This window comes from Bacillus sp. AFS023182 (genome assembly GCF_002560575.1).
Taxonomy (GTDB): Bacteria; Bacillota; Bacilli; order Bacillales; family Bacillaceae_G; genus Bacillus_A; species Bacillus_A arachidis.
This window is the reverse complement of sequence record NZ_NTRO01000003.1, coordinates 77,930-96,218: the sequence shown is the minus strand read 5'-3', so window position 1 is coordinate 96,218 and position 18,289 is coordinate 77,930. Positions and strand designations below refer to the sequence as shown.

Annotated in this window: 25 protein-coding genes and 1 pseudogene; 16 read left to right on the top strand and 10 right to left on the bottom strand. The window is 33.7% G+C overall.

The features are described from left to right. Nucleotides 1–18 precede the first annotated feature (18 nt). Nucleotides 19–483: a VOC family protein gene (locus CN288_RS01340; protein WP_026591772.1), complete on the bottom strand. Its 465-nt coding sequence runs from the start codon at nt 481–483 to the stop codon at nt 19–21. A gap of 128 nt (nt 484–611) precedes the next feature. Further along, nucleotides 612–1,214, bottom strand: a complete 603-nt coding sequence (locus CN288_RS01335) for an HD domain-containing protein (RefSeq protein ID WP_026591771.1) — start codon at nt 1,212–1,214, stop codon at nt 612–614. 180 nt (nt 1,215–1,394) lie between these two features. Here CN288_RS01335 and CN288_RS01330 point away from each other — a divergent pair, with 180 nt between their 5' ends. From CN288_RS01330 to CN288_RS01305, 6 genes and pseudogenes are all read left to right on the top strand, one after another. Then, nucleotides 1,395–2,300: a DNA-binding domain-containing protein gene (locus CN288_RS01330; protein WP_098301734.1), complete on the top strand. Its 906-nt coding sequence runs from the start codon at nt 1,395–1,397 to the stop codon at nt 2,298–2,300. 98 nt (nt 2,301–2,398) lie between these two features. Next, nucleotides 2,399–2,812 (top strand): NUDIX domain-containing protein, encoded by a 414-nt coding sequence (locus CN288_RS01325; protein WP_026591769.1) that lies wholly within the window; start codon nt 2,399–2,401, stop codon nt 2,810–2,812. A gap of 265 nt (nt 2,813–3,077) precedes the next feature. Beyond that, nucleotides 3,078–3,487, top strand: a pseudogene (locus CN288_RS01320) (TrmB family transcriptional regulator); the annotation flags it as partial. Nucleotides 3,488–3,500: 13 nt separating this feature from the next. Continuing rightward, a complete protein-coding gene (locus CN288_RS01315) occupies nt 3,501–4,226 on the top strand; it encodes an AzlC family ABC transporter permease (RefSeq protein WP_098301733.1) in 726 nt (241 codons plus the stop codon). Beyond that, complete coding sequence (locus CN288_RS01310) at nt 4,217–4,528, top strand: AzlD domain-containing protein (RefSeq protein ID WP_026591766.1); 312 nt, start codon at nt 4,217–4,219, stop codon at nt 4,526–4,528. The genes CN288_RS01315 and CN288_RS01310 overlap by 10 nt, the downstream gene beginning before the upstream one ends. Before the next feature lie 62 nt (nt 4,529–4,590). Beyond that, on the top strand, nt 4,591–4,770 hold the full coding sequence (locus tag CN288_RS01305) for a DUF3951 domain-containing protein (RefSeq protein WP_026591765.1): 180 nt from the start codon (nt 4,591–4,593) through the stop codon (nt 4,768–4,770). A 99-nt stretch (nt 4,771–4,869) separates the two neighbouring features. On the opposite strand, the gene CN288_RS01300 is transcribed toward CN288_RS01305, so the two are convergent. The 5 genes from CN288_RS01300 to CN288_RS01280 all read right to left on the bottom strand — a co-directional run bounded on the left by CN288_RS01300 (nt 4,870) and on the right by CN288_RS01280 (nt 7,980). Then, the gene (locus CN288_RS01300; RefSeq protein WP_026591764.1) at nt 4,870–5,229 is read right to left on the bottom strand and encodes a hypothetical protein; all 360 of its coding nucleotides are present in this window, start codon (nt 5,227–5,229) and stop codon (nt 4,870–4,872) included. Nucleotides 5,230–5,241: 12 nt separating this feature from the next. After that, entirely contained in the window at nt 5,242–5,847 is a 606-nt protein-coding gene (locus CN288_RS01295; protein WP_026591763.1) for a dienelactone hydrolase family protein, read from the bottom strand. 3 nt (nt 5,848–5,850) lie between these two features. Further along, complete coding sequence (locus CN288_RS01290; protein WP_026591762.1) at nt 5,851–6,186, bottom strand: antibiotic biosynthesis monooxygenase family protein; 336 nt, start codon at nt 6,184–6,186, stop codon at nt 5,851–5,853. A 331-nt stretch (nt 6,187–6,517) separates the two neighbouring features. Beyond that, complete coding sequence (locus CN288_RS01285; protein ID WP_001102752.1) at nt 6,518–6,697, bottom strand: H-type small acid-soluble spore protein; 180 nt, start codon at nt 6,695–6,697, stop codon at nt 6,518–6,520. Nucleotides 6,698–6,765: 68 nt separating this feature from the next. Continuing rightward, nucleotides 6,766–7,980, bottom strand: a complete 1,215-nt coding sequence (locus CN288_RS01280; RefSeq protein WP_098301732.1) for a helix-turn-helix domain-containing protein — start codon at nt 7,978–7,980, stop codon at nt 6,766–6,768. Nucleotides 7,981–8,099: 119 nt separating this feature from the next. Between CN288_RS01280 and CN288_RS01275 the strand changes: the two genes are divergently transcribed. From CN288_RS01275 to CN288_RS01245, 7 genes are all read left to right on the top strand, one after another. Beyond that, on the top strand, nt 8,100–9,368 hold the full coding sequence (locus CN288_RS01275; protein ID WP_098301731.1) for an MFS transporter: 1,269 nt from the start codon (nt 8,100–8,102) through the stop codon (nt 9,366–9,368). 172 nt (nt 9,369–9,540) lie between these two features. Next, nucleotides 9,541–10,068, top strand: a complete 528-nt coding sequence (locus CN288_RS01270) for a DUF4398 domain-containing protein (protein ID WP_026591758.1) — start codon at nt 9,541–9,543, stop codon at nt 10,066–10,068. Between the two features lie 212 nt (nt 10,069–10,280). Further along, the gene (locus tag CN288_RS01265) at nt 10,281–10,442 is read left to right on the top strand and encodes a hypothetical protein (protein WP_026591757.1); all 162 of its coding nucleotides are present in this window, start codon (nt 10,281–10,283) and stop codon (nt 10,440–10,442) included. A gap of 170 nt (nt 10,443–10,612) precedes the next feature. Continuing rightward, nucleotides 10,613–11,239 carry a cupin domain-containing protein gene (locus CN288_RS01260; protein WP_098301730.1) on the top strand — a complete coding sequence of 209 codons (627 nt, stop codon included), beginning with the start codon at nt 10,613–10,615 and terminating at the stop codon, nt 11,237–11,239. A 114-nt stretch (nt 11,240–11,353) separates the two neighbouring features. Continuing rightward, the gene (locus CN288_RS01255; RefSeq protein ID WP_035414873.1) at nt 11,354–12,445 is read left to right on the top strand and encodes a serine hydrolase; all 1,092 of its coding nucleotides are present in this window, start codon (nt 11,354–11,356) and stop codon (nt 12,443–12,445) included. Between the two features lie 169 nt (nt 12,446–12,614). Then, nucleotides 12,615–13,187: a histidine phosphatase family protein gene (locus CN288_RS01250; protein ID WP_026591754.1), complete on the top strand. Its 573-nt coding sequence runs from the start codon at nt 12,615–12,617 to the stop codon at nt 13,185–13,187. A 68-nt stretch (nt 13,188–13,255) separates the two neighbouring features. Beyond that, nucleotides 13,256–13,648: a hypothetical protein gene (locus CN288_RS01245; RefSeq protein ID WP_026591753.1), complete on the top strand. Its 393-nt coding sequence runs from the start codon at nt 13,256–13,258 to the stop codon at nt 13,646–13,648. 44 nt (nt 13,649–13,692) lie between these two features. Here the strand turns inward: CN288_RS01245 and CN288_RS01240 are convergent, their stop codons facing one another. Genes CN288_RS01240 through CN288_RS01230 form a run of 3 tightly spaced genes read right to left on the bottom strand, consistent with a single transcriptional unit; the run spans nt 13,693 to nt 15,366 of the window. After that, nucleotides 13,693–14,628, bottom strand: coding sequence for an alpha/beta fold hydrolase (locus tag CN288_RS01240; protein WP_026591752.1), 936 nt, complete (start codon nt 14,626–14,628; stop codon nt 13,693–13,695). A 14-nt stretch (nt 14,629–14,642) separates the two neighbouring features. Then, on the bottom strand, nt 14,643–14,972 hold the full coding sequence (locus CN288_RS01235; RefSeq protein ID WP_026591751.1) for a DUF3147 family protein: 330 nt from the start codon (nt 14,970–14,972) through the stop codon (nt 14,643–14,645). Beyond that, nucleotides 14,956–15,366, bottom strand: coding sequence for a MarR family winged helix-turn-helix transcriptional regulator (locus tag CN288_RS01230; protein ID WP_026591750.1), 411 nt, complete (start codon nt 15,364–15,366; stop codon nt 14,956–14,958). The genes CN288_RS01235 and CN288_RS01230 overlap by 17 nt, the downstream gene beginning before the upstream one ends. 159 nt (nt 15,367–15,525) lie before the next feature. Here CN288_RS01230 and CN288_RS01225 point away from each other — a divergent pair, with 159 nt between their 5' ends. From CN288_RS01225 to CN288_RS01215, 3 genes are all read left to right on the top strand, one after another. Continuing rightward, on the top strand, nt 15,526–16,320 hold the full coding sequence (locus CN288_RS01225; protein ID WP_026591749.1) for a protein phosphatase 2C domain-containing protein: 795 nt from the start codon (nt 15,526–15,528) through the stop codon (nt 16,318–16,320). A gap of 264 nt (nt 16,321–16,584) precedes the next feature. Continuing rightward, complete coding sequence (locus tag CN288_RS01220; protein ID WP_026591748.1) at nt 16,585–17,151, top strand: sigma-70 family RNA polymerase sigma factor; 567 nt, start codon at nt 16,585–16,587, stop codon at nt 17,149–17,151. Next, entirely contained in the window at nt 17,148–18,248 is a 1,101-nt protein-coding gene (locus tag CN288_RS01215) for a DUF4179 domain-containing protein (protein ID WP_026591747.1), read from the top strand. The genes CN288_RS01220 and CN288_RS01215 overlap by 4 nt, the downstream gene beginning before the upstream one ends. Nucleotides 18,249–18,289 lie beyond the last annotated feature (41 nt).

The window sequence follows — 18,289 nt, the reverse complement described above, 5'->3', positions numbered from 1 at the left end:
AGCTATAAAGCCATCTAATCATAAATAGGATTGTGAAAGCGCATTCCACTCTTCTAAAGAAAGTTTTTTTGTAATATGTTTTAGTTCGTCTGGAACATCGATAAAACTAATAAACTCAATACTATTATCATCTGGGTCTTTAAAATAAATAGAAGCATTGCCCTGGTTAGGGCGAACGAAAGGTTCAGTGGTAATTCGATTTCCAAATGGAACGGGTTCAATGCTTCGGTCTTTCAGCCATTGAGTAGATGTATGAAGAAACTCGAAGTCTACTTGAAATGCAATATGTCGCAGTGACGGATGATAGGGAGTTGTATATTCTTCCCCCTCCCAAAGACCTAGCCAACTTTGTTCTTCTACAATCCAAAAGAAAGCAGTATTCTCATATCTATTATATAGTTTTAAACCCAATGATTCATAAAACGGTATGGATACTTCTAGATTACGAACGGGTAGATGTGCTTCATATAATCCTTTAATCATAAAATAATACCTTCTTTCTTATATTTTTTAGTTTATTTTAATCCATATATTTCTAGAATGAATCGATAAAAAGGATGAGGGATAGCCCATACGAAAGTATGAAAAAACAGCTCATTAATCATGAGCTGTTACTGTTTACATGCCTCGACATCGATGCCGGCAGCAATTAATTTTTTTTCGCCTTCTAGTTCAATAATTTTTTGTAATTTAGATAAGAATGAGTCAAAATCTGTATGTTTTGCAACTTGGAATGTCATTTTATGTTCGATTGGAAGCCACGTATCGATGTCAGCTTCGTTATGCTGAATTTTAACTTCTAGTTTATCAAGAGCATTTGCCACTTTCGCTTCGTATGTTTCTTTTGCTTCAAACTCCATCCATAAATCATATAGTTCATCCCCAAGAGAACCCTTTAATGTATGTTTAATATTTAAAATAGCTTTCTGTTCATTTTCTTGTTTTTGCAATTGTAATTGTTCGCTGTTCATTGTATCAAAAGCAGGAATATCCCCAGCTTCTGCTTCCACAAGGTCATGGATAATAACCATTTTTAATAGTTTTTCCATGTTTACTTTCTCATCTAAATAAGGCTGAACTAAAACAGCCATAAGCGACATACGCCACGTATGTTCAGCAACACTCTCTTGTCGACCGTTAGATAGCCAACTGTGTCTCATTTCAAACTTTAGTTTTTCAGCTAGTGCAATGACTTTTAGAATATTATGTTCCATTTAGATCCCCCTCACATTACTATAAAATAATCTTAATATAAAAATAGAATGTGTCAATTCACATTTGTTTGACGGATAATTCAGAAATATTATAAAATATTTTTATAATATTTTTTTATTTTTACAAAAGACAAAGAAGAAGTTGAAATTGCAAAAATGCTGAGTGGGAGTGAATATAAAATGTACCAACAGACAGCAATTCATGTACTAGATCTTTTGAAAAATATAGTGAGTGGAATGAAAAATGTTCAGAAAATAGAAGAAGAGTGTAGGGAAATAGAAAGGAAATTCCATGTAACGTATGCAGAGTTAATGGACTTATATCATAAAATGGTAGCCTTTCAAAGGGATATTGAAAAAGTGGGCGGGGTATTTGCATACGAGCAATCCCAAATGATGTGGTTGAAATCAGAGCTGGAATTTTTATATGCTACGTATCAATTTTGTCAGCATTATAATTTAAATATTGCAGATACTTCAAAGGCGATTAGTAAAGAGAATCTACATTTATTTCCGAAAACGGAAAGCCAACTACAGAATACGTACTATAAATTAAAAAAACAAGAGTTACCGTTTGAAAATATAAAAAAGGGGACACCTGGACGCAAGAAAAAACACGAACCAGAACAGCATATAAATGAGAAGTGGAATGAAGGGAAAAGTATAGTGCTCCAAAATGAAAAGACAGAAAATAATCTAGTTACTATATTATCAGGTATTGTCGATAATTTTGAAACAATTGGTGCGGAAGGGCAGAAAAAAGAACTGTATCAGTTTATGGAAGGAATTTATAAACTTTCAAGTATGGCAGCTGGGCATAGAAAAGAAGATAATACACAAGATATACAGAAAGAGCTTCAAAATCTTCGTGCTGAAAATGAGAGATTGAGGCATGAAAAAGAGGAGCTTATTTCTAGTATGAACGAAATGACAAATCAAATGAATCATTTCATTGAGAGCTCTGATATTGATCAAATTCGAACATTACCGTCTTTTGTGAATATATGCAAGCAATATTTGGAGAAAAATAAATTTCATCATAACAAAATAGACACGAAAGAACAAATGATGTCTATGAAACAATGAGAGCTGCTTTCTATTGGTTTTATGAAACTGATAGAGAGTAGCTCTATTATTTTTATGCTAAAATCAAGAAAACTTACAAATTAAGAGGAGAAGTTAATATGAGCCAACAATTACATCCACGCGTCGGTGTCGGGGCATTTATTTTAAATGGGCAGGGCGAGTTATTGCTTGTGCAGAGAAAGAAGGCACCGGAGCAAGGACACTGGAGTCTTCCTGGTGGGAAAGTAGAATGGATGGAAACAGCGGAAGATACAGTTATTAGGGAAATTGAAGAAGAGGTAGGACTAGAAATCGAACTCACGTCGCTATTATGTGTGACGAATCACATTTTACCTGATGAAGAAGCGCATTGGGTATGTCCGACGTATATTGCAAAAGTAAAAAACGGGATAGCAGAAAATCGAGAACAACACGCTATTAGTGAAATTGGGTGGTTTTCGTTAGAGCGTCTACCAAAACGATTAACTTTAACTTTACAAAATGCTTTGAAAGAATACGAGAAATTGAAATAAGCTTTTAGTAAGGAAGAAAACTTTCACTGAGGGCTAAGTACTGTTATCATATAAATTCAAATTGAAAAAACGAAATAAAACCTTTCCTTTTAGGTGGGAGAGAGCATCCGGACATGCATAGAAGCGTGATATGTCGAAAAATCAAAATAGATTTATAGAGTGGTGAAATAGGTTATCTTCTTTAAAGATAGCTTATTTTCGTTAATTGAAATAAAATTCAGAATTTTATTGACTATCCATTTTTTTCTTTTTATATTAGTAGGTATTATGGGAACAGCAAGTAACTGAGTTTGAGTCATTGATTCGGAGAAAAGAGCAGGAGGGTGTACATATATTTTCTATTCTTTTTGGGGCACCTCAAACAAAAATTGGAACAACCTTTCATCATAATTATATGACGCCAGATGTTGTGAAAGAGCGAATGGGGGACATTTAACAGTTGTTGCACGCGATGGGAAAGAGGTTTTGATTGCTGACTTTTCAGAGCATAGCACATCATGGGCTGTGACAACATATGATCCAGCACTAGTGCTTGTCGCAACAGAATATGTTCGTCATGATATTATGATTGAAGAAATTACACAAGAGTTCGGTCCGATTAAACTAGATACACTATGGCGTGGTAATGCAGATCTAGTTCACGTTGTAACAGGGAAAAGACTCATGAAAAAATGAAGGGGGAAGAATAATGAACCGGGCTGAAGCACAGGTGACGCTGCATGGTAATGAAACATTTCGGCAAGGCGTGAAAGACTGTTTACCGACTGTACTCGGTTATTTAAGTATTGGTATTGCAGCAGGTGTAATTGAAAAAACAGCTGGATTTTCTTTAGTAGAAATTGCGCTTATGTCTACTTTGATTTATGCTGGTTCCTCACAATTTATACTCGCTGGTATGTTTGCAGCTGGAGCTCCTGCTTCTGCAATCATTTTCACCGTATTTTTTGTTAACTTACGTCATTTGTTAATGAGTGCTGCGCTCGCACCATATTTAATGAAAGTTCCTTTTTTGAAAAATATGATCATTGGTTCGCAAATTACAGACGAAACATTTGGTCTTGCGGTTCAGCAAGCTTCAAAAAAGCAATATTTAAGCGAAAGATGGATGCTTGGTTTAAATGTGACAGCATACTTAAACTGGATCATTGCGAATGTCATCGGTGGTATTTTTGGTGAATGGATACCAGACCCTCATACATATGGTATGGATTATGCTTTACCTGCTATGTTCATTGGATTATTTGTTTTGCAGTTAATGGGCAGTCACCCAAAAGTGGCAATTCATCTTAGCGTTGCGATTGCGGCAATTGTAATCGCATATAGCCTACATTTTTTTGTTCCAGCAAGCGTAGCTGTTATCATTGCAACACTTACAGCAGCAACGATAGGGGTGGTGATTGAAAAATGGAAGTAAGACTCGATGTGTTATTACTTTTAATGGGAGCAGGTGTAGTTACTTTAATCCCACGCCTATTGCCGCTTATAGTATTTAGTAAAATACAAATTCCAGATTGGGGCTTAAAATGGTTAAGTTATATACCTATTGCTATATTGGCAGCGCTCCTTGCCGAAGTACTCTTTATGAATAAAACAATGCAATGGGATTATTTAATTGCAGCAATCCCGACATTCTTTGTTGCTATCTATACGCGAAGTTTATTAGGAACGGTATTGACAGGTGTGATTGTGATTATTTTGTTACGATTGTTCCTATAACAAGGATTTCGCTCATATTGTATCGAAAAGTGTAATAGCATGATTAACAAAGGGGTGGTATTATGATTATTGTAACAATAGGTGTCATCTTGTTTACATTGTTTATTTGTTTTATCATTGGCCTTGCGACTTATACAATGCTTGTTCAAAAAGTAACCCCGCAAATTTATTACACACCGTGTGAATCCACCACAGTACAGTCCCGTAAAAGTGAAGATAAAAATAGAGGGAAGAAAAGTTAATAGTAGACTTTTCTTCCCTTTCATTTATTCATTTCTGTTTTGAGGAGCGTTCTGTAAAAAAGGAGCTAATTCCAAAAATTCAGCTCCTGTAAACCAAACCTACATTTTAGAAATTCCTTGTAATAGTATGCCAAAGAGTAGACTAATAAAAGAGAAAGCACCGACGGATACAGAAATAACTCGGTTATTTTTCCATTCTTTTATGAAAACCATAAATCCTAAAATACAAAGAAAATACCAGATTGGTAGAAAAATAAAATCGCTAATATAGTTGGGGAGTAATGTATAGAAACTAGTCAAAACTAAAATCCAATGTCCAAGAAATAAAGTCATAACGATAAAGGAATGGCGATAAGGACGGTTTAAATATTTTTGATTTTTAAGAGTTATAAAAATGAAAGTTAATGTTATGGTAATGATTAGAAAAACGAAAGCGAGTAAAAGTAATGTAAATGGCATATCAAAACTCCTTCAATATACTTGTTGTGTTACATTTTTTTGAAGAAATGAATCTATCATTTCGTATGCTTGTTTTGTAGATTCTCCGTTATATTTTGCAGTATAAGGATCCAAAAATCCATGATATCCTGGAAACTGGTGTATATGTAGAAATGGGTTGTTTTGTTCTTGCAATGTTGCAATAAGAGAGGAAACTGAACAGTTTAATTCTGTTTCTGGAAAAATTAAAAGAGTAGGACATGTAGGAATCATATAAGAATAGTCTCGTATGCGAGAGCCATAGCAGCTAATAACGAAATTAACTTTTGGATTTTTACTACATAGCCAAGAGATGGTTGCGCCAACGCTAAAGCCTATAAGTCCTATGCATGAATATTTTTTTGAAAGTGTCGTAATTATTTCCTCAACTTGTTCTTTTCCATGTTGGAACCCAACGTTTTTTATAAAATGAGAGTAAGCTTTTTGTTCGTCATTATAATGAAAATGAGAGTTTAATTGTAAAAGGTTTGGGCAGAAGACATCTACATGTTGAGAAGAGAATTTTGTAACGATATCCTGCATATGTTCATTTACTCCGTATATTTCGTGTATAGCAATAAGAGCTACTTTCTGATTCATCAATTAAAACTCCTTCCTATGAAAAACATATTCTTTTTCAACAAGACAAATCCGCACATGGAACTGTTCATACCATTGTTCACGACCTCTTTGTCTTGCTATAGTATGTGCTGCATTATCTTTCCATTGTTTAATTGCTTCAAGCGATTCCCAATATGAAATTGTAATTCCAAAACCGGATGTATCCCGTACGCTTTCAACGTTTATAAATCCAGGTTGTTCTTTAGCACGTTTCTCTATTTCTTCTGCAACATCGTCATAATCAGTAGTGTCTTGCGAAAGCTGGGAAGTGAATATAACTGCGTAATAAAAGGGCTTTTCAGAAAATAAATTGTCCATTTTACACCTCCAAATATAATAAAATATATTTTATCATAAAGTTATGAATTGAAAATAAATTCATATTATACAATGGGATTTATTTGTAATAAGATTTTTAAAAAGCATATAATGTTCGGGTTTGAAATATCACGTACTGTATTGGATGAATTATCGAAAAAGTAATGAATCTCACTTTAGTGGGTTTGTTGTTTGCATTTGTAACATTAGCATTATTTGTACCAGTGATGGTCAAAATATTGGGAAAAGAAAATTGATGGCCATTCATCGCATATACGCAAACACAAAAATAAGAAAAATCCCACTTCAAATAAAACTGAAGTGGGATTTCTTATAGTTCCTCCAGACTATTAATCGGAACAGTTAATTCACGTTCTGGATTTGTTGCATCATATATTCGGGCGGTTTCATTGCTTTCATCAACGTGTTGGATCATAACAGGCAGGCCTTGAAAACTAACATGCGCTTGTTCTGATGACTCGGATAGCTCTTTTGCACGTTGTACATTCATTCTTACATTCCTCCCATCTTTACTATTGTTGCTTGAAGAGAGGAGGAATATACCATTTCAGAGTTGATTTAAGACTTTTGTATTATTTGTAACGTTTCTTTAATAAACACAGTAAATATCGAATCAGGAAATTCTTGTATAGCATGAAAGGCTTCGGTTGCCTCTTGAAGCGCCTTCTCTTTGTTTTGGAGTTTCATATAACAAAGAGCACGATAAGCTCCTCCGGTTATAATCCATGCTTGGTCTAGTGGATGGAACATATAATCCGGAATTGTTGCTCGTTCTAATGCTTCTAAGGCCTCTTCGTATCGTTTGAGACCGTATAAAGATTTTCCCTTTTCTACGTAATACGCCCCGTCTTCTTGAAAGAGTTGTTCACCTTGGAGTTTTTCTCTAAACAGTTCTAGATGCTGTAGAGCTAACGTGTATTCAGTTGTGATTGTGTTATAGTAATAAGCTTTTAATATGTCTACAACAGCAAGGGATAAAGTGTTTTCTGTAAAAATAGCAAATTGCTCGGATTTCTTTATATAGTGTAAATATTTATTTTCATCAGCTACTATTACCTTTTGATAAGAGAGGATTCGATAAAATTCGTCTGTTTTATAATACACTTGATTTTCTTTTGAGAAGTCAAGGGCCTGTAAGATAATTATTTCGCACCCGTCATAATCACCATATGCAAGTAAAACAACTGCTTCACATAAGAATAGTTCTATTTGTATAATAAGGTCCATCTCTAATTGTCTTGCTTCATATTCTTTTCGAATAGAAGTAAGAAGTTCTAGGCATTCTTCATATTTTTTATGGACAAATAATACATAACAAAGCTTTAAACTGGTTTGTGTACTTTCACGGTATAAAGCATATTTTTGAAAAATTGCTACGGCTTTTTCGATATACGAATGTATGTCGTAATCTTTCATATTAAATGCAGCGCCTATATATTGTTTATATAAACGAGCTGTACTTAAAGTGGGCGGTAGTTCCTTTTGAACAATAGGTAGCAGTGTACGATACACTTCCTCAAATTGATTATTTTTTATTGCCTGTTCCATCTTTGGAATCAGTTTTTTCACTTCTTCGTTGTCGTCTTCTAGTAAAAAGCTTGCTTCACATTCAAGCTTACTAGCAAGATATTGTAATGTCTTCATGGAAGGTGTCGCTTTCCCATTCTCAATTTGACTCAGCATACTTTTTGTTAGCTCTGAGCCAGCCAATTGTGTTTGCGTAAAACGCTTTTCTTTTCGCAATGCTTTAATTTTTTCACCAAGAGTAGCCATATAGTTGCTCCTTTATTATAAAAAAAGTTAAATACAATTAAACTTTTTGTTGTCAAAATTTGAAAAGTGGTTATATAATAAGTTTAACACAATTTAACTTTTTAAGGGAGAGTGACATGATGGAAGACGTAAGTATAAGGGGAAATGATCCAAGACTCAAAATTGCAACAAGAAATATCATTTTGATGATGATTGGAAAAATTACTTCTTTATTAGGTGCAGGAATTTATACGTTTGCAATGGGTTTATATGTTTTAAAAACAACAGGGTCAGGAGTAGGATTTGCAATGACACTTATTTGCGGATCTATACCAAGGGTGGTATGTGGACCAATTGCTGGGGCAGTAGCAGATCGTGTAAATCGACGGTGGCTTATTATTGGAATGGACTTATTAAGTAGTTTAACAATGATTACAATGTTTATTCTTTCTACTATATTTGGGCCATCACTTCTATTTATTTATATTTCGGCCGCATTATTATCAATATGTGCAAGTTTCTATTCTGTTTCATTCACTTCTTCAATTCCAAATTTAGTGGATGTGGAGCGTATTCAAAAAGCGAGTGCTTTAAATCAAACAGCGGATTCATTATCAAGAATTTTAGCGCCGATAATTGGCGGGATAATATTTGGGTTGTTTTCCATTACATCCTTTTTTCTCTTAAATGGTATTACATTTTTCTTGGCTGTTATTGTACAATTATTTATCAAATTTGATTTGTATAAAAAAGAAGTAGAGCAAGATAAGGCACATTTCTTAACAAGTATAAAGGATGGGTTTTTATATGTGAAACAGCAACAAGAAATATATGGACTCATGAAAATTGCTCTTTGGGTAAACTTTTTTTCTAGTGCACTTTTTGTTGCACTTCCGTATATTATTGTACAAAACTTACATTTAACTTCTAAGCAACTGGGTACTGTAGAAGGTATGTTAGCGGTTGGAATGCTAATTGGGGCATTTGTTTTATCTGTTCGCAAGGAAATGAATAACCCGTTTCGATCTATTTATATTAGCTTATTGTTATTTGCAAGCTTAAGTTTATGTACTGTCTTTCCGTTAATCGTTACGATTCCAAAGGCAGCAAGTTTTCTTTATTATATTGTTTTTATGCTTCTGAGTGGTGTTTCAATGATAGCAGTGAATATACCAATGCAAGTACATATTCAAAAAACAACAGATCCAGGATATTTAGGACGCGTTTTTGGACTTCTCGAAACAATTGCTACAGCAATTGCTCCGCTCGGAATGATTTTGTTTGGATTTTTATTAGATATGCTTCCTACTAGTATCGTAATGTTAACATTGGGAGTTGGGTTGCTTTTAGTAGTACTATTAGGGATGAAGCAGTGGGGTATGAAAAAACAAGTGGATGTGTCAGCGTAAATAAAAGGAAGCTTTTGTAAAAAAGCTCCAACTTATACATGTTTAAAAATGTGGATAAGTTGGCTTTTTTTATTTTGAAAGTATTTTTTATGTGTGATACATTTAATAAAGTGTGCATAGAATCAAGTTCAATGATATAAGGTGTGTAACAAAGAAAGAGGAGAAAAACATCATGAGAAAAATAAGTTTTGTTATGCTTTTTTTGTCTTTCCTGATGACTGGATGCGGCAATACTTATGATATCCAAGTTGAAACAGGTATGCAGGCATTAAAAGATGAGAAATATAGTGACGCAATCATGTGGTTCGAAAAAGCAGGAAAAGAAAAATCTACGGATGAGACGAAATCATATACAGAAGTTGCCAAACTAATGAATCACGGGGCAACAGCGTTAAAAGATGGAAAATATTTAGAGGCGAGAGATGATGCCAATCAAGTATTGCAAAAGAAAAAGGACGCTACTCTTGAAAAATCTGTAAAGTCAAATGCAGAAAATATGCTTCAGAAAGCAAAAGACATTGAAGAAAAAGAAAAAGAAAGAGTTCAGAAGCAAAGAAAAGTGGATGAAGAAGGCATTGATAAAGTAATAAAGGCTGTAGATAGCATTGATGAAGCAAGGGAAAAACAGAAAAAAATCGGAGAAGCATTGGATAAGGCTGAAAATGCAAAAGAAAAAATAGAAGCGAAGAAAAATCAATAGAGTAATAATGTAATAGTTATGCATGAGGCTGTCGTTTGTTACGACGGCTTTTTTAGGAGGGATCTTAATTTTTTTTAGGGTTTCTCCTATTAAGGTGAATACTATTTGTATAATTAGAAAAATCAATTTTGTTACAATAACTTGAATTTCCACCATTTCATCAAAAAAAGGCATATAATGATTCTATAACCTATTACAAGGAAGTGTAACTTATGAATACTGTAACTGTTGTCTATGGTATTATTCTTTCTACTATTATTACTTTATTTGTTGTTGGAGTATCACGTTATATCCATAAATGGAAAGAAGGGATTGCAAAGTTAAATCATATCGAAGAAGAATTTGGTGATTTAATGTTACATCACGGTAAGTAAAGAAGTTTATTTTTTAATTAAACAATGTGAAGTGTATCACAAAACATGCTGGCATTTTGGGCATGTTTTTTTGTTATGTCAAAAAGATATTAGATAGGCACATCAGTCTCATTTCTTCCATATGATACAACGTTAAGTATGAAATGTTGGGAATAGAAAAGAGGGATCGAATGGCTAATTCTGGATATGTTCCAGATAATAAAAACTTAAAGAAAAGTTCTGGTACACCAAATCTTTTCTTTGACTCACGGAAAAATGTATTTTTTAAACGGAATGATAAAAATATTGCTTATGAAGTGACTTCAACACAATTACCAGCAATGATTGGAGGAGCGTTTGTCGATCTTTTTATGACGAAAGGTCATATGAGGGAACCACATTGGCATCCAAATGCTTGGGAGTTAGATGTCGTCGTTTCTGGAGAAGCAATTACTTCTATTTTAAATCCAGAAACGAATCAACTGCAAAATTATCGGGCAAAAGCTGGGCAAACAGTATTTATTCCAATGGGATGGTGGCACTGGATTACAGCTGTATCAGAAGAAGTACATTTACATCTCTTTTTCAATAATGATCAATTTGAAACAGCTGAAGGATCAGACGTACTTAGAATGACCCCTCCAGAAGTATTCCAAGCCGCTTACGGTGTGAATGCTGAACATTTAGCTAAGGATCTTGCTCCAATTAAGGAATCTGTTGTGATTGGGCCGCCTCATTTAAAGCGTTCTACGGATGAACAGCGGCCTGGTATAGTAGTTGTATTAAATGGAGAGCTGACTTCTTGTGAGATAGAGTAGCTCTTATTTGTTTTGGATAAGAGTTGCTCTATTTTGTATGGAATTTAAAATGGCACTTGATATATTTGTTAATTTGTTTAGTATAATAAATAATATGTTGTTGGAGGGATAAATATAGTTAAAATATTAAAGATTATAGGGATAATACTTTGTATCATCTTAGCAATCATTATAGCTTTTTTTGTAATTATGGAATATTACTATTCAAAAGAAGATCCCAATTATGTACTAAATTACATAAAAGAACATAAAGATGATCAAACTTGTTCACTAGTTATTAGAAGAAACGGTGAGGTACTAGTCTCTGTAAATGAGAATAAAAAATTACCGTTAGCAAGTATGGCAAAAATAGTAGTAGCAGTGGAATTTGCAAAACAAGTTTCAGAAGGAAAGATAAATTCACAGGAACAAGTTCCATTACAAGATTTAGAAAAATATTACGTACCAGACACAGATGCTGGAGCACATCCTGCATGGTTAGAGGATGCAAAAATAAGAAATGCAATAAAAAATGAAAAGCTTTCATTAGAAGAAGTAGCTATAGGGATGATTCACTTTAGTTCCAATGCAAATACAACTTACTTATTAGAGAGATTGGGACTGGAAAGAGTAAATGAAAGTTTAAAGGAACTAGAATTAAATAGTCATGATGCATTCTATCCATATACATCGGCATTGTATATGAGGGGATATGCAGAAAAAGAACTTCATATTTCTGAAGATCAATCATTAGAAGTATTACGTAAAATGTCCATGGATGAATATAGAAAGCACGCTTTACAAATACATGAATGGATGAAAGACGAAGAAGAATGGAAAAAGCGTAATATACCATTAAAAGCGGATATAGAATTTCAACGTATTTGGTCTGATAGATTAGTAAGCGCAACTGCTAAAGATTATATGAATTTAATAAGGAAAATCAATAATAGAAATGAGTTTCCAAAGGCAATGCAGGATGAAATCGAGCGGATTTTTAAGGGAACTGTTAAAGACAGGATATATGAACATGCTGGTAAAAAAGGAGGTTCAACAGCATTTGTATTAACAAATAGCTTTTACGGTACTGATAAAGAAGGAAACAGGGTTGAAATAGTCTTTATGTCCAACGATTTAGATAAGATAACGTATAAAAAACTTGAAAATAATGTAAATCACTTTATCCGAGATGTTGTAACGAGCGAAGAATTTAGAGGGAAGTTATAATGATATAATTTTATTATGTAAACAAAAAGATGACTTATATAAGTCATCTTTTTGTTTGTTATGAAGGAACAGGATTTCGTTTATATTTTATTGAATATAAATTTTTACAACTAAAGAAAAAATGAAATTGTTAATGTTCAAATACCTTAACAAAAAAGGAGAGTAATTGATGACTACAATATATTTCGTTCGCCATGCTCATTCTATATATACACCGGAAGAAAGGGAACGGCCATTATCTGAAAAAGGACGGAATGATGCGCAAAGTGTAGCCGATTTATTAAAAGAAGAGAAAATTGATGTTGTCATTTCTAGTCCATATAAAAGAGCAATTCAAACTGTTCAAGGAGTTGCGGTTCAATTTGAATTACCGATACATATGGAAGAAGATTTGCGTGAGAGACTACTAAGTAAAGAACCGGTAGTAGATTTTGAGGAAACAATTACAAAAGTATGGGAAAATCCAACATTTTCTTTCGATGGTGGAGAATCAAATAATAGTGCACAACAGCGTGGTAGTGCATGTATCAAGAAAATTTTAAAAGACTACAGAGGGAAAAACATTGTCGTTGGAACGCATGGAAATATTATGGTACTCATTATGAATTATTTTGATTCTAAATATGATTTTAATTTTTGGAAAGCACTTGAAATGCCAGATATATATAAATTAACTTTTAATGAAGAAAAATTAATTTCTGCTGTAAGGATAGAAACCAGTCATCTGGTGAATAATTTGTAAAATTTTATCGAGAAAGCAGGAAAGAACAGAGCGGTTAGAGAAGTATGCTCTTGTACCATAAAAAAAGTATGATAAAGGAGGCTGTTTACATGTTTGAGAAAGAGAAGGAAGGGCTTATGGAAGTTCATAATGTATACGAAATTGCTCCATCAGATGGAACAATTATTGGTATGGCAACACCAGAAGAAATGGAAGTTGCTGCTGAACTAGAATTACAGCACTATGCCTATTCTCGTTTATTAGAAGCAAATGTTCAGTTAGACGGTTCCTCCTATAAAGATATACTTCAGGAGCTCCAGGAGTATGAAAGAAAGTCAATGAGATTCTGGCGCGCATTACATAAACGTTTAGATGTACCATGGGCATGGGTACTTCGTGTTGATGTTGCAAATGGTCCTATATATGTGAATAATGGGAACTCGTATTATGATGGTGATGAAGACGAGGAAGATTATGCATAGATAAAAGAGGAAAGCAGCGAAGGCTGCTTTCCTTTTTTGTATGTTTATTTAGCTCTGGGATTTTCACTGTTTTTTACGTTATGTATATCATCTTCTTGTAGAGAATGAATTGCATGAATTATGATATCAGGGCGGTCACTTTCGATTCCGTGGCTAGCATTTTGGGCGAGGATGTATCGGCTATTTTGAGAGAGCATAAGTTGCTCTTGAATAAGCTCCTGCCAAACTTCTTCAAGCTTTGTAGCTTCTTCATTAGGCATTCCACCTTGAATCATCTCCCCGATGGAGTAATTCGGGTCCCTCCCGATGATAACAAGTGGAGTTTTTAATGTTACTTCAAGTTGTTTCATTCTTTTTGCGCAATTTTTCCATTCTGAAAGTTCAGAAGTAGTTGCTTTGTATAATAATGGTGAGGTAGAAAAATCCACATATTGTTTTTGTTTACGTGATGACAAGTGACTATGTTGATTTGCTAATATAGATTGTAGTTCTGCATAAAGTGAGTCTGAATCCATATTAGAATAACTTCTATATTTTTGTAGCCACATATCATCTGAATCTGTTTTATCTGAGACAGGTAAATCAAGATCGTCTAATCGATGTAAGTTCATAGACGTTGAATCAACAAGAATTACAGCTTTTAATTGATTAGAATGTAACATTGCAAACTGCTGTGCACATAATCCTCCATAAGAATGACCAACTAAAATAATGGGTTGCCTAATAGCTAATATATGTAATAATTCGTGCAATTCTTTTGTTGCTTGTAGTGTCGTACGTGGTTCGTTACCAAGTTCACTTTTCCCATAACCAGGGCGATGAAATAGAACTACGGTATAATTTGAAGAAAGTTTTTCTGCAATTTGGAACCAATCATAAAAGGAACATCCTATCCCTGTTTGAATCACAACAGTCTGAGAGCCATTTCCCATTATACAAACTTCCATTTTCTTTCCGCGTACTTCTACAAAACGATTCATGGTAATATCCTCCACTAAGATTGAAATGTTTTTTGACAAGCAAATACGATACACCAAATGCCTACACCGAATAGTACAGAGGTACTGAGTGAAAAAGAATTCTTTAATCCAATATAAACAATAAATAATAGTAGTGCTGATGCGGGGAATCCATATAATACCCCTAAAGCAAATTGACTTAAATCTTGTTTACTCCCGCCTTCAACAGAAATCCAAAACAAGCTAAGTAAACTAATAAGTGGAAGGGCAGCTATGAAACCGCCAAGCGTACTATAATGTTTAGCGAATTCAGTTACACCGCCAATAATTAAAGCAGAGACGATTACCTTAACGAGGAAATGCATATTTTGACTCCTTTGCTAGTAATGAAAAAGCCTTTTCAAGTAATTGTTGTTCTTCTTCTGAAAATTGAGCTTCTAATATTTTTAATTTTTCTTCATCTAATAATGTATGTTTTGCTAAAGCTTCTTTACCTTCTGTGGTCAATGCGAGATTAACGACTCGTTCATCTCGTTTATTTCGCTCCTTTATAACGAATCCTTTTTGGATAAGGCGTTTCACATGCTCTGATGCTGTATTATGAGATAAGCCTAATTCAGATGCAACTTTCCCAATTGTAGTCTCCGTTTCTCGAGAAATGATTTGAAGAATCCGAATGGCTTGGTGAGAAAGATTGTCTGTATATTCATACCGTAAGTGATAATAAATGGTTTCCCAATTTTGATTGATGTTCTTCATGATAAAATCCTCCGTTTGTTATTTATATCGTATAATAAGATATATTCTTTTTGTGAGAAGTAAATTCCTTCTATTTCACATAAAAAAATTGAAAAAGTTTATTTTTCTTGAAATTTACGGTACTCTTAGTGTAAAGGCATACAAATAGCAAGAGAGAGGATGATTGAAGTGTATACATTTAAATGGATTAGTCATGAAAAGATGTATTTAGATCAGATACATGTTGAAAAATGTGGTCCTCTTTCAGTTGGTATATATGGTGGGAATCAAGAGAGTGATGCGTATGAAAGAGGAGATGCAGTACTAGCTTGGTGGGACCCGCAATTAGAATTTGAATTTGTTATGATCTTTGATGCTCATCATAAAACGAAAAAGATACATTATATAATAGAAGCAATTTCGGAAAGAAAAGAGAAGTTACAGGAATTGTTCTCATATCCAGTTCACCTCGCGTTTCATCATACACATATGTATTTATTAGCGTTATTTACAGATGAATCGTTTATTGAGAAAAGTGAACAAGAAAATGAAGAACTTGCGTGTTTAATTTGTTTGCGAAAAGGTGAGTTCCTATATTGGTTATCAGTAGGAGAGTGCTTTGCATATTTATTTCATTCAGAACAGTTACAGAATGGAAAAGGAAGATTAAATAAACGTAAATTCTACGAGTATATTGGAAGAAAAAATGTGTTTGCTGCTAATACGCCGTGTTTCACTTCAGGAGTTCGTGGATTAGAGAAAGGAATGAATCATATTGTTTTGGCAACAGACGGTATGTTAGAGTGTGATCAGCAAACGTTTCATGATGATCAGTCCTTACTTGAAGTGCTGCATAGGGGGGATTGTCTTCAGATTGAGCCTGCATTAGCAAGCGTGCTTGAATGGAAGGGAAGAGATTGTGCGACCATAATTGGGTGGTCTATTGATACGGAAAATAGAGAATGTACAAAATAATATTTTTGAAAAAGTGAGCTTAGGATAGATACATTCTAAGCTTATTTTATTTTTCTTACATAGATGAGAATCAGCGTGGAATTTATATAATTTAATTCGAACGAGCCTTCGGTGGATTTCTCATATATTGAAGGTTTGCTGTATATGAAAAAATATAATTACCCTTTGAAATTAAGAAAATGATGATAAATGTGAGAGAAAAAATTTTCCTGTACGTTATATAGGGTGTAAAAGCTTTTACAACAAAATAAGGGGAATTGTGAGATGAAATCAAATGAGAAAAATTTTATAAAAAGGTTGCAGCGGCAAAAAGAAGATGCATTAGAGTTTATTGTCGATATATATTTACCATTAATAAAGGGCATAACGCATAAAGTTCTTGTTCCGCTTCAAAATGATGGATTGATAGATGAATGTATCAATGATATTTTTCTTTCGATTTGGAATAATGCTGAAAAGTTTCATGGAGATTCAGACGATTTTAAGAAGTGGATTGCAGCGATTGCTAAGTTTAAAGCGATTGATTATTACAGAAAAGCAAATAAGAAAATAGAAATTATTTCAGATGAATTCAATTTAATCATGGAAAAATCGGTAGAAGATGAATTAATTATTATGGAAGATAGAGAAGAATTGATAAAGCTTATTAATCAATTAGATCCCGTAGACCAAAAGGTGTTCATGATGAAATATCTTCTCGGTTTAAAAACGGAGGAGATAGGAGAGAAATTAGGTTTAACGAGGGCTGCGATAGATAATCGAATTTATCGTGGGAAAAAGAAACTACAACAAAATGCTATGAATATTAGTCTGGGGGGTAGTGTGATATGAAAGATATTTATGAATTATTAAATGATGTTGATATAGATGAAAAAGACTTAGAGGAAATGAAGGTCTATGAATTTGAAAAAGAAAAAGTGAAACGAAATTTAAAACAGGTTATACATAAAAAGAAAAAAACGAGAAACTGGAAAAAGAGTGTCGCTGCTGCATCTGTTTTAGTAGGGTTATCAGTTGCAACGCTTGGAATTGGATTTCCTACTTACGCTGGGGGGCTTCCAATTGTAGGGGATATTTTTCGGTTTTTAGATAATGGTAGAACGGGACTTTATGAAAATTATAAAGAGTTTTCTACTGAGTTAAATATGACGAGAGAAAATAATGGGATTAAAGTTACGATTAATGATGTGATTTCTGATGGACGAAGTGTATCAATAACGTATTCAATGGAAAGTGAGCAAGATTTAGGGGATGACCCAATTATATTAGGTGGGTTAGAGATAATGGAGGCTGGTGGAGGAACAGGAAGTTCTCAAATTTCTAAAGTTGCAGATAAAAAGTATGTAGGTATGGCGACAACGACACATCATAGCAGTAATAAGAAAGACAAAATAAACCTTAGATGGAATATAGACAAAATAGAAATACCGGATAAAAAGAAAGAAATAAAAGGGAATTGGAATTTTGCTCTTACTGTAAAGGCAATGGATAGTAAAGAAAAAACAATTAGTGGAAGTTCCGAAAAAGAAGGCGTAAAAGTAAATATGGAAAAGGTGGCAGTGTCACCGATATCGTTTATTCTTTATTACAATCAAGAAGTTTCTAAAAATACAAGGAAGGAATGGGATGCTGTAGATGTTGAGTTGGAAGTTAAAGATGATTTAGGTAATCATTATTCTGGAGAAGGAAATGGTGGATCAGGTAAGGATTCCTATAATATTCATTGGAGTGACACATTTCAAAAGCTCAATGAAAATGCAACGAAACTTATTATCACTCCTCGTGTTAACTTACGAATTCATACCCCCGAAAATCATGGCGGGGTAGAAATGAGAGACGGAAAAGAGAAGAAGATTGAAGTACCTAAAAAAGAAGCAAAAAATAAAAAAATCGTTTTAGATGATATTGTGATTGATTTAAAGAAATAACAGAAATAAAAGGGCGTCTTATGAAAATAAGACAGCCCTTT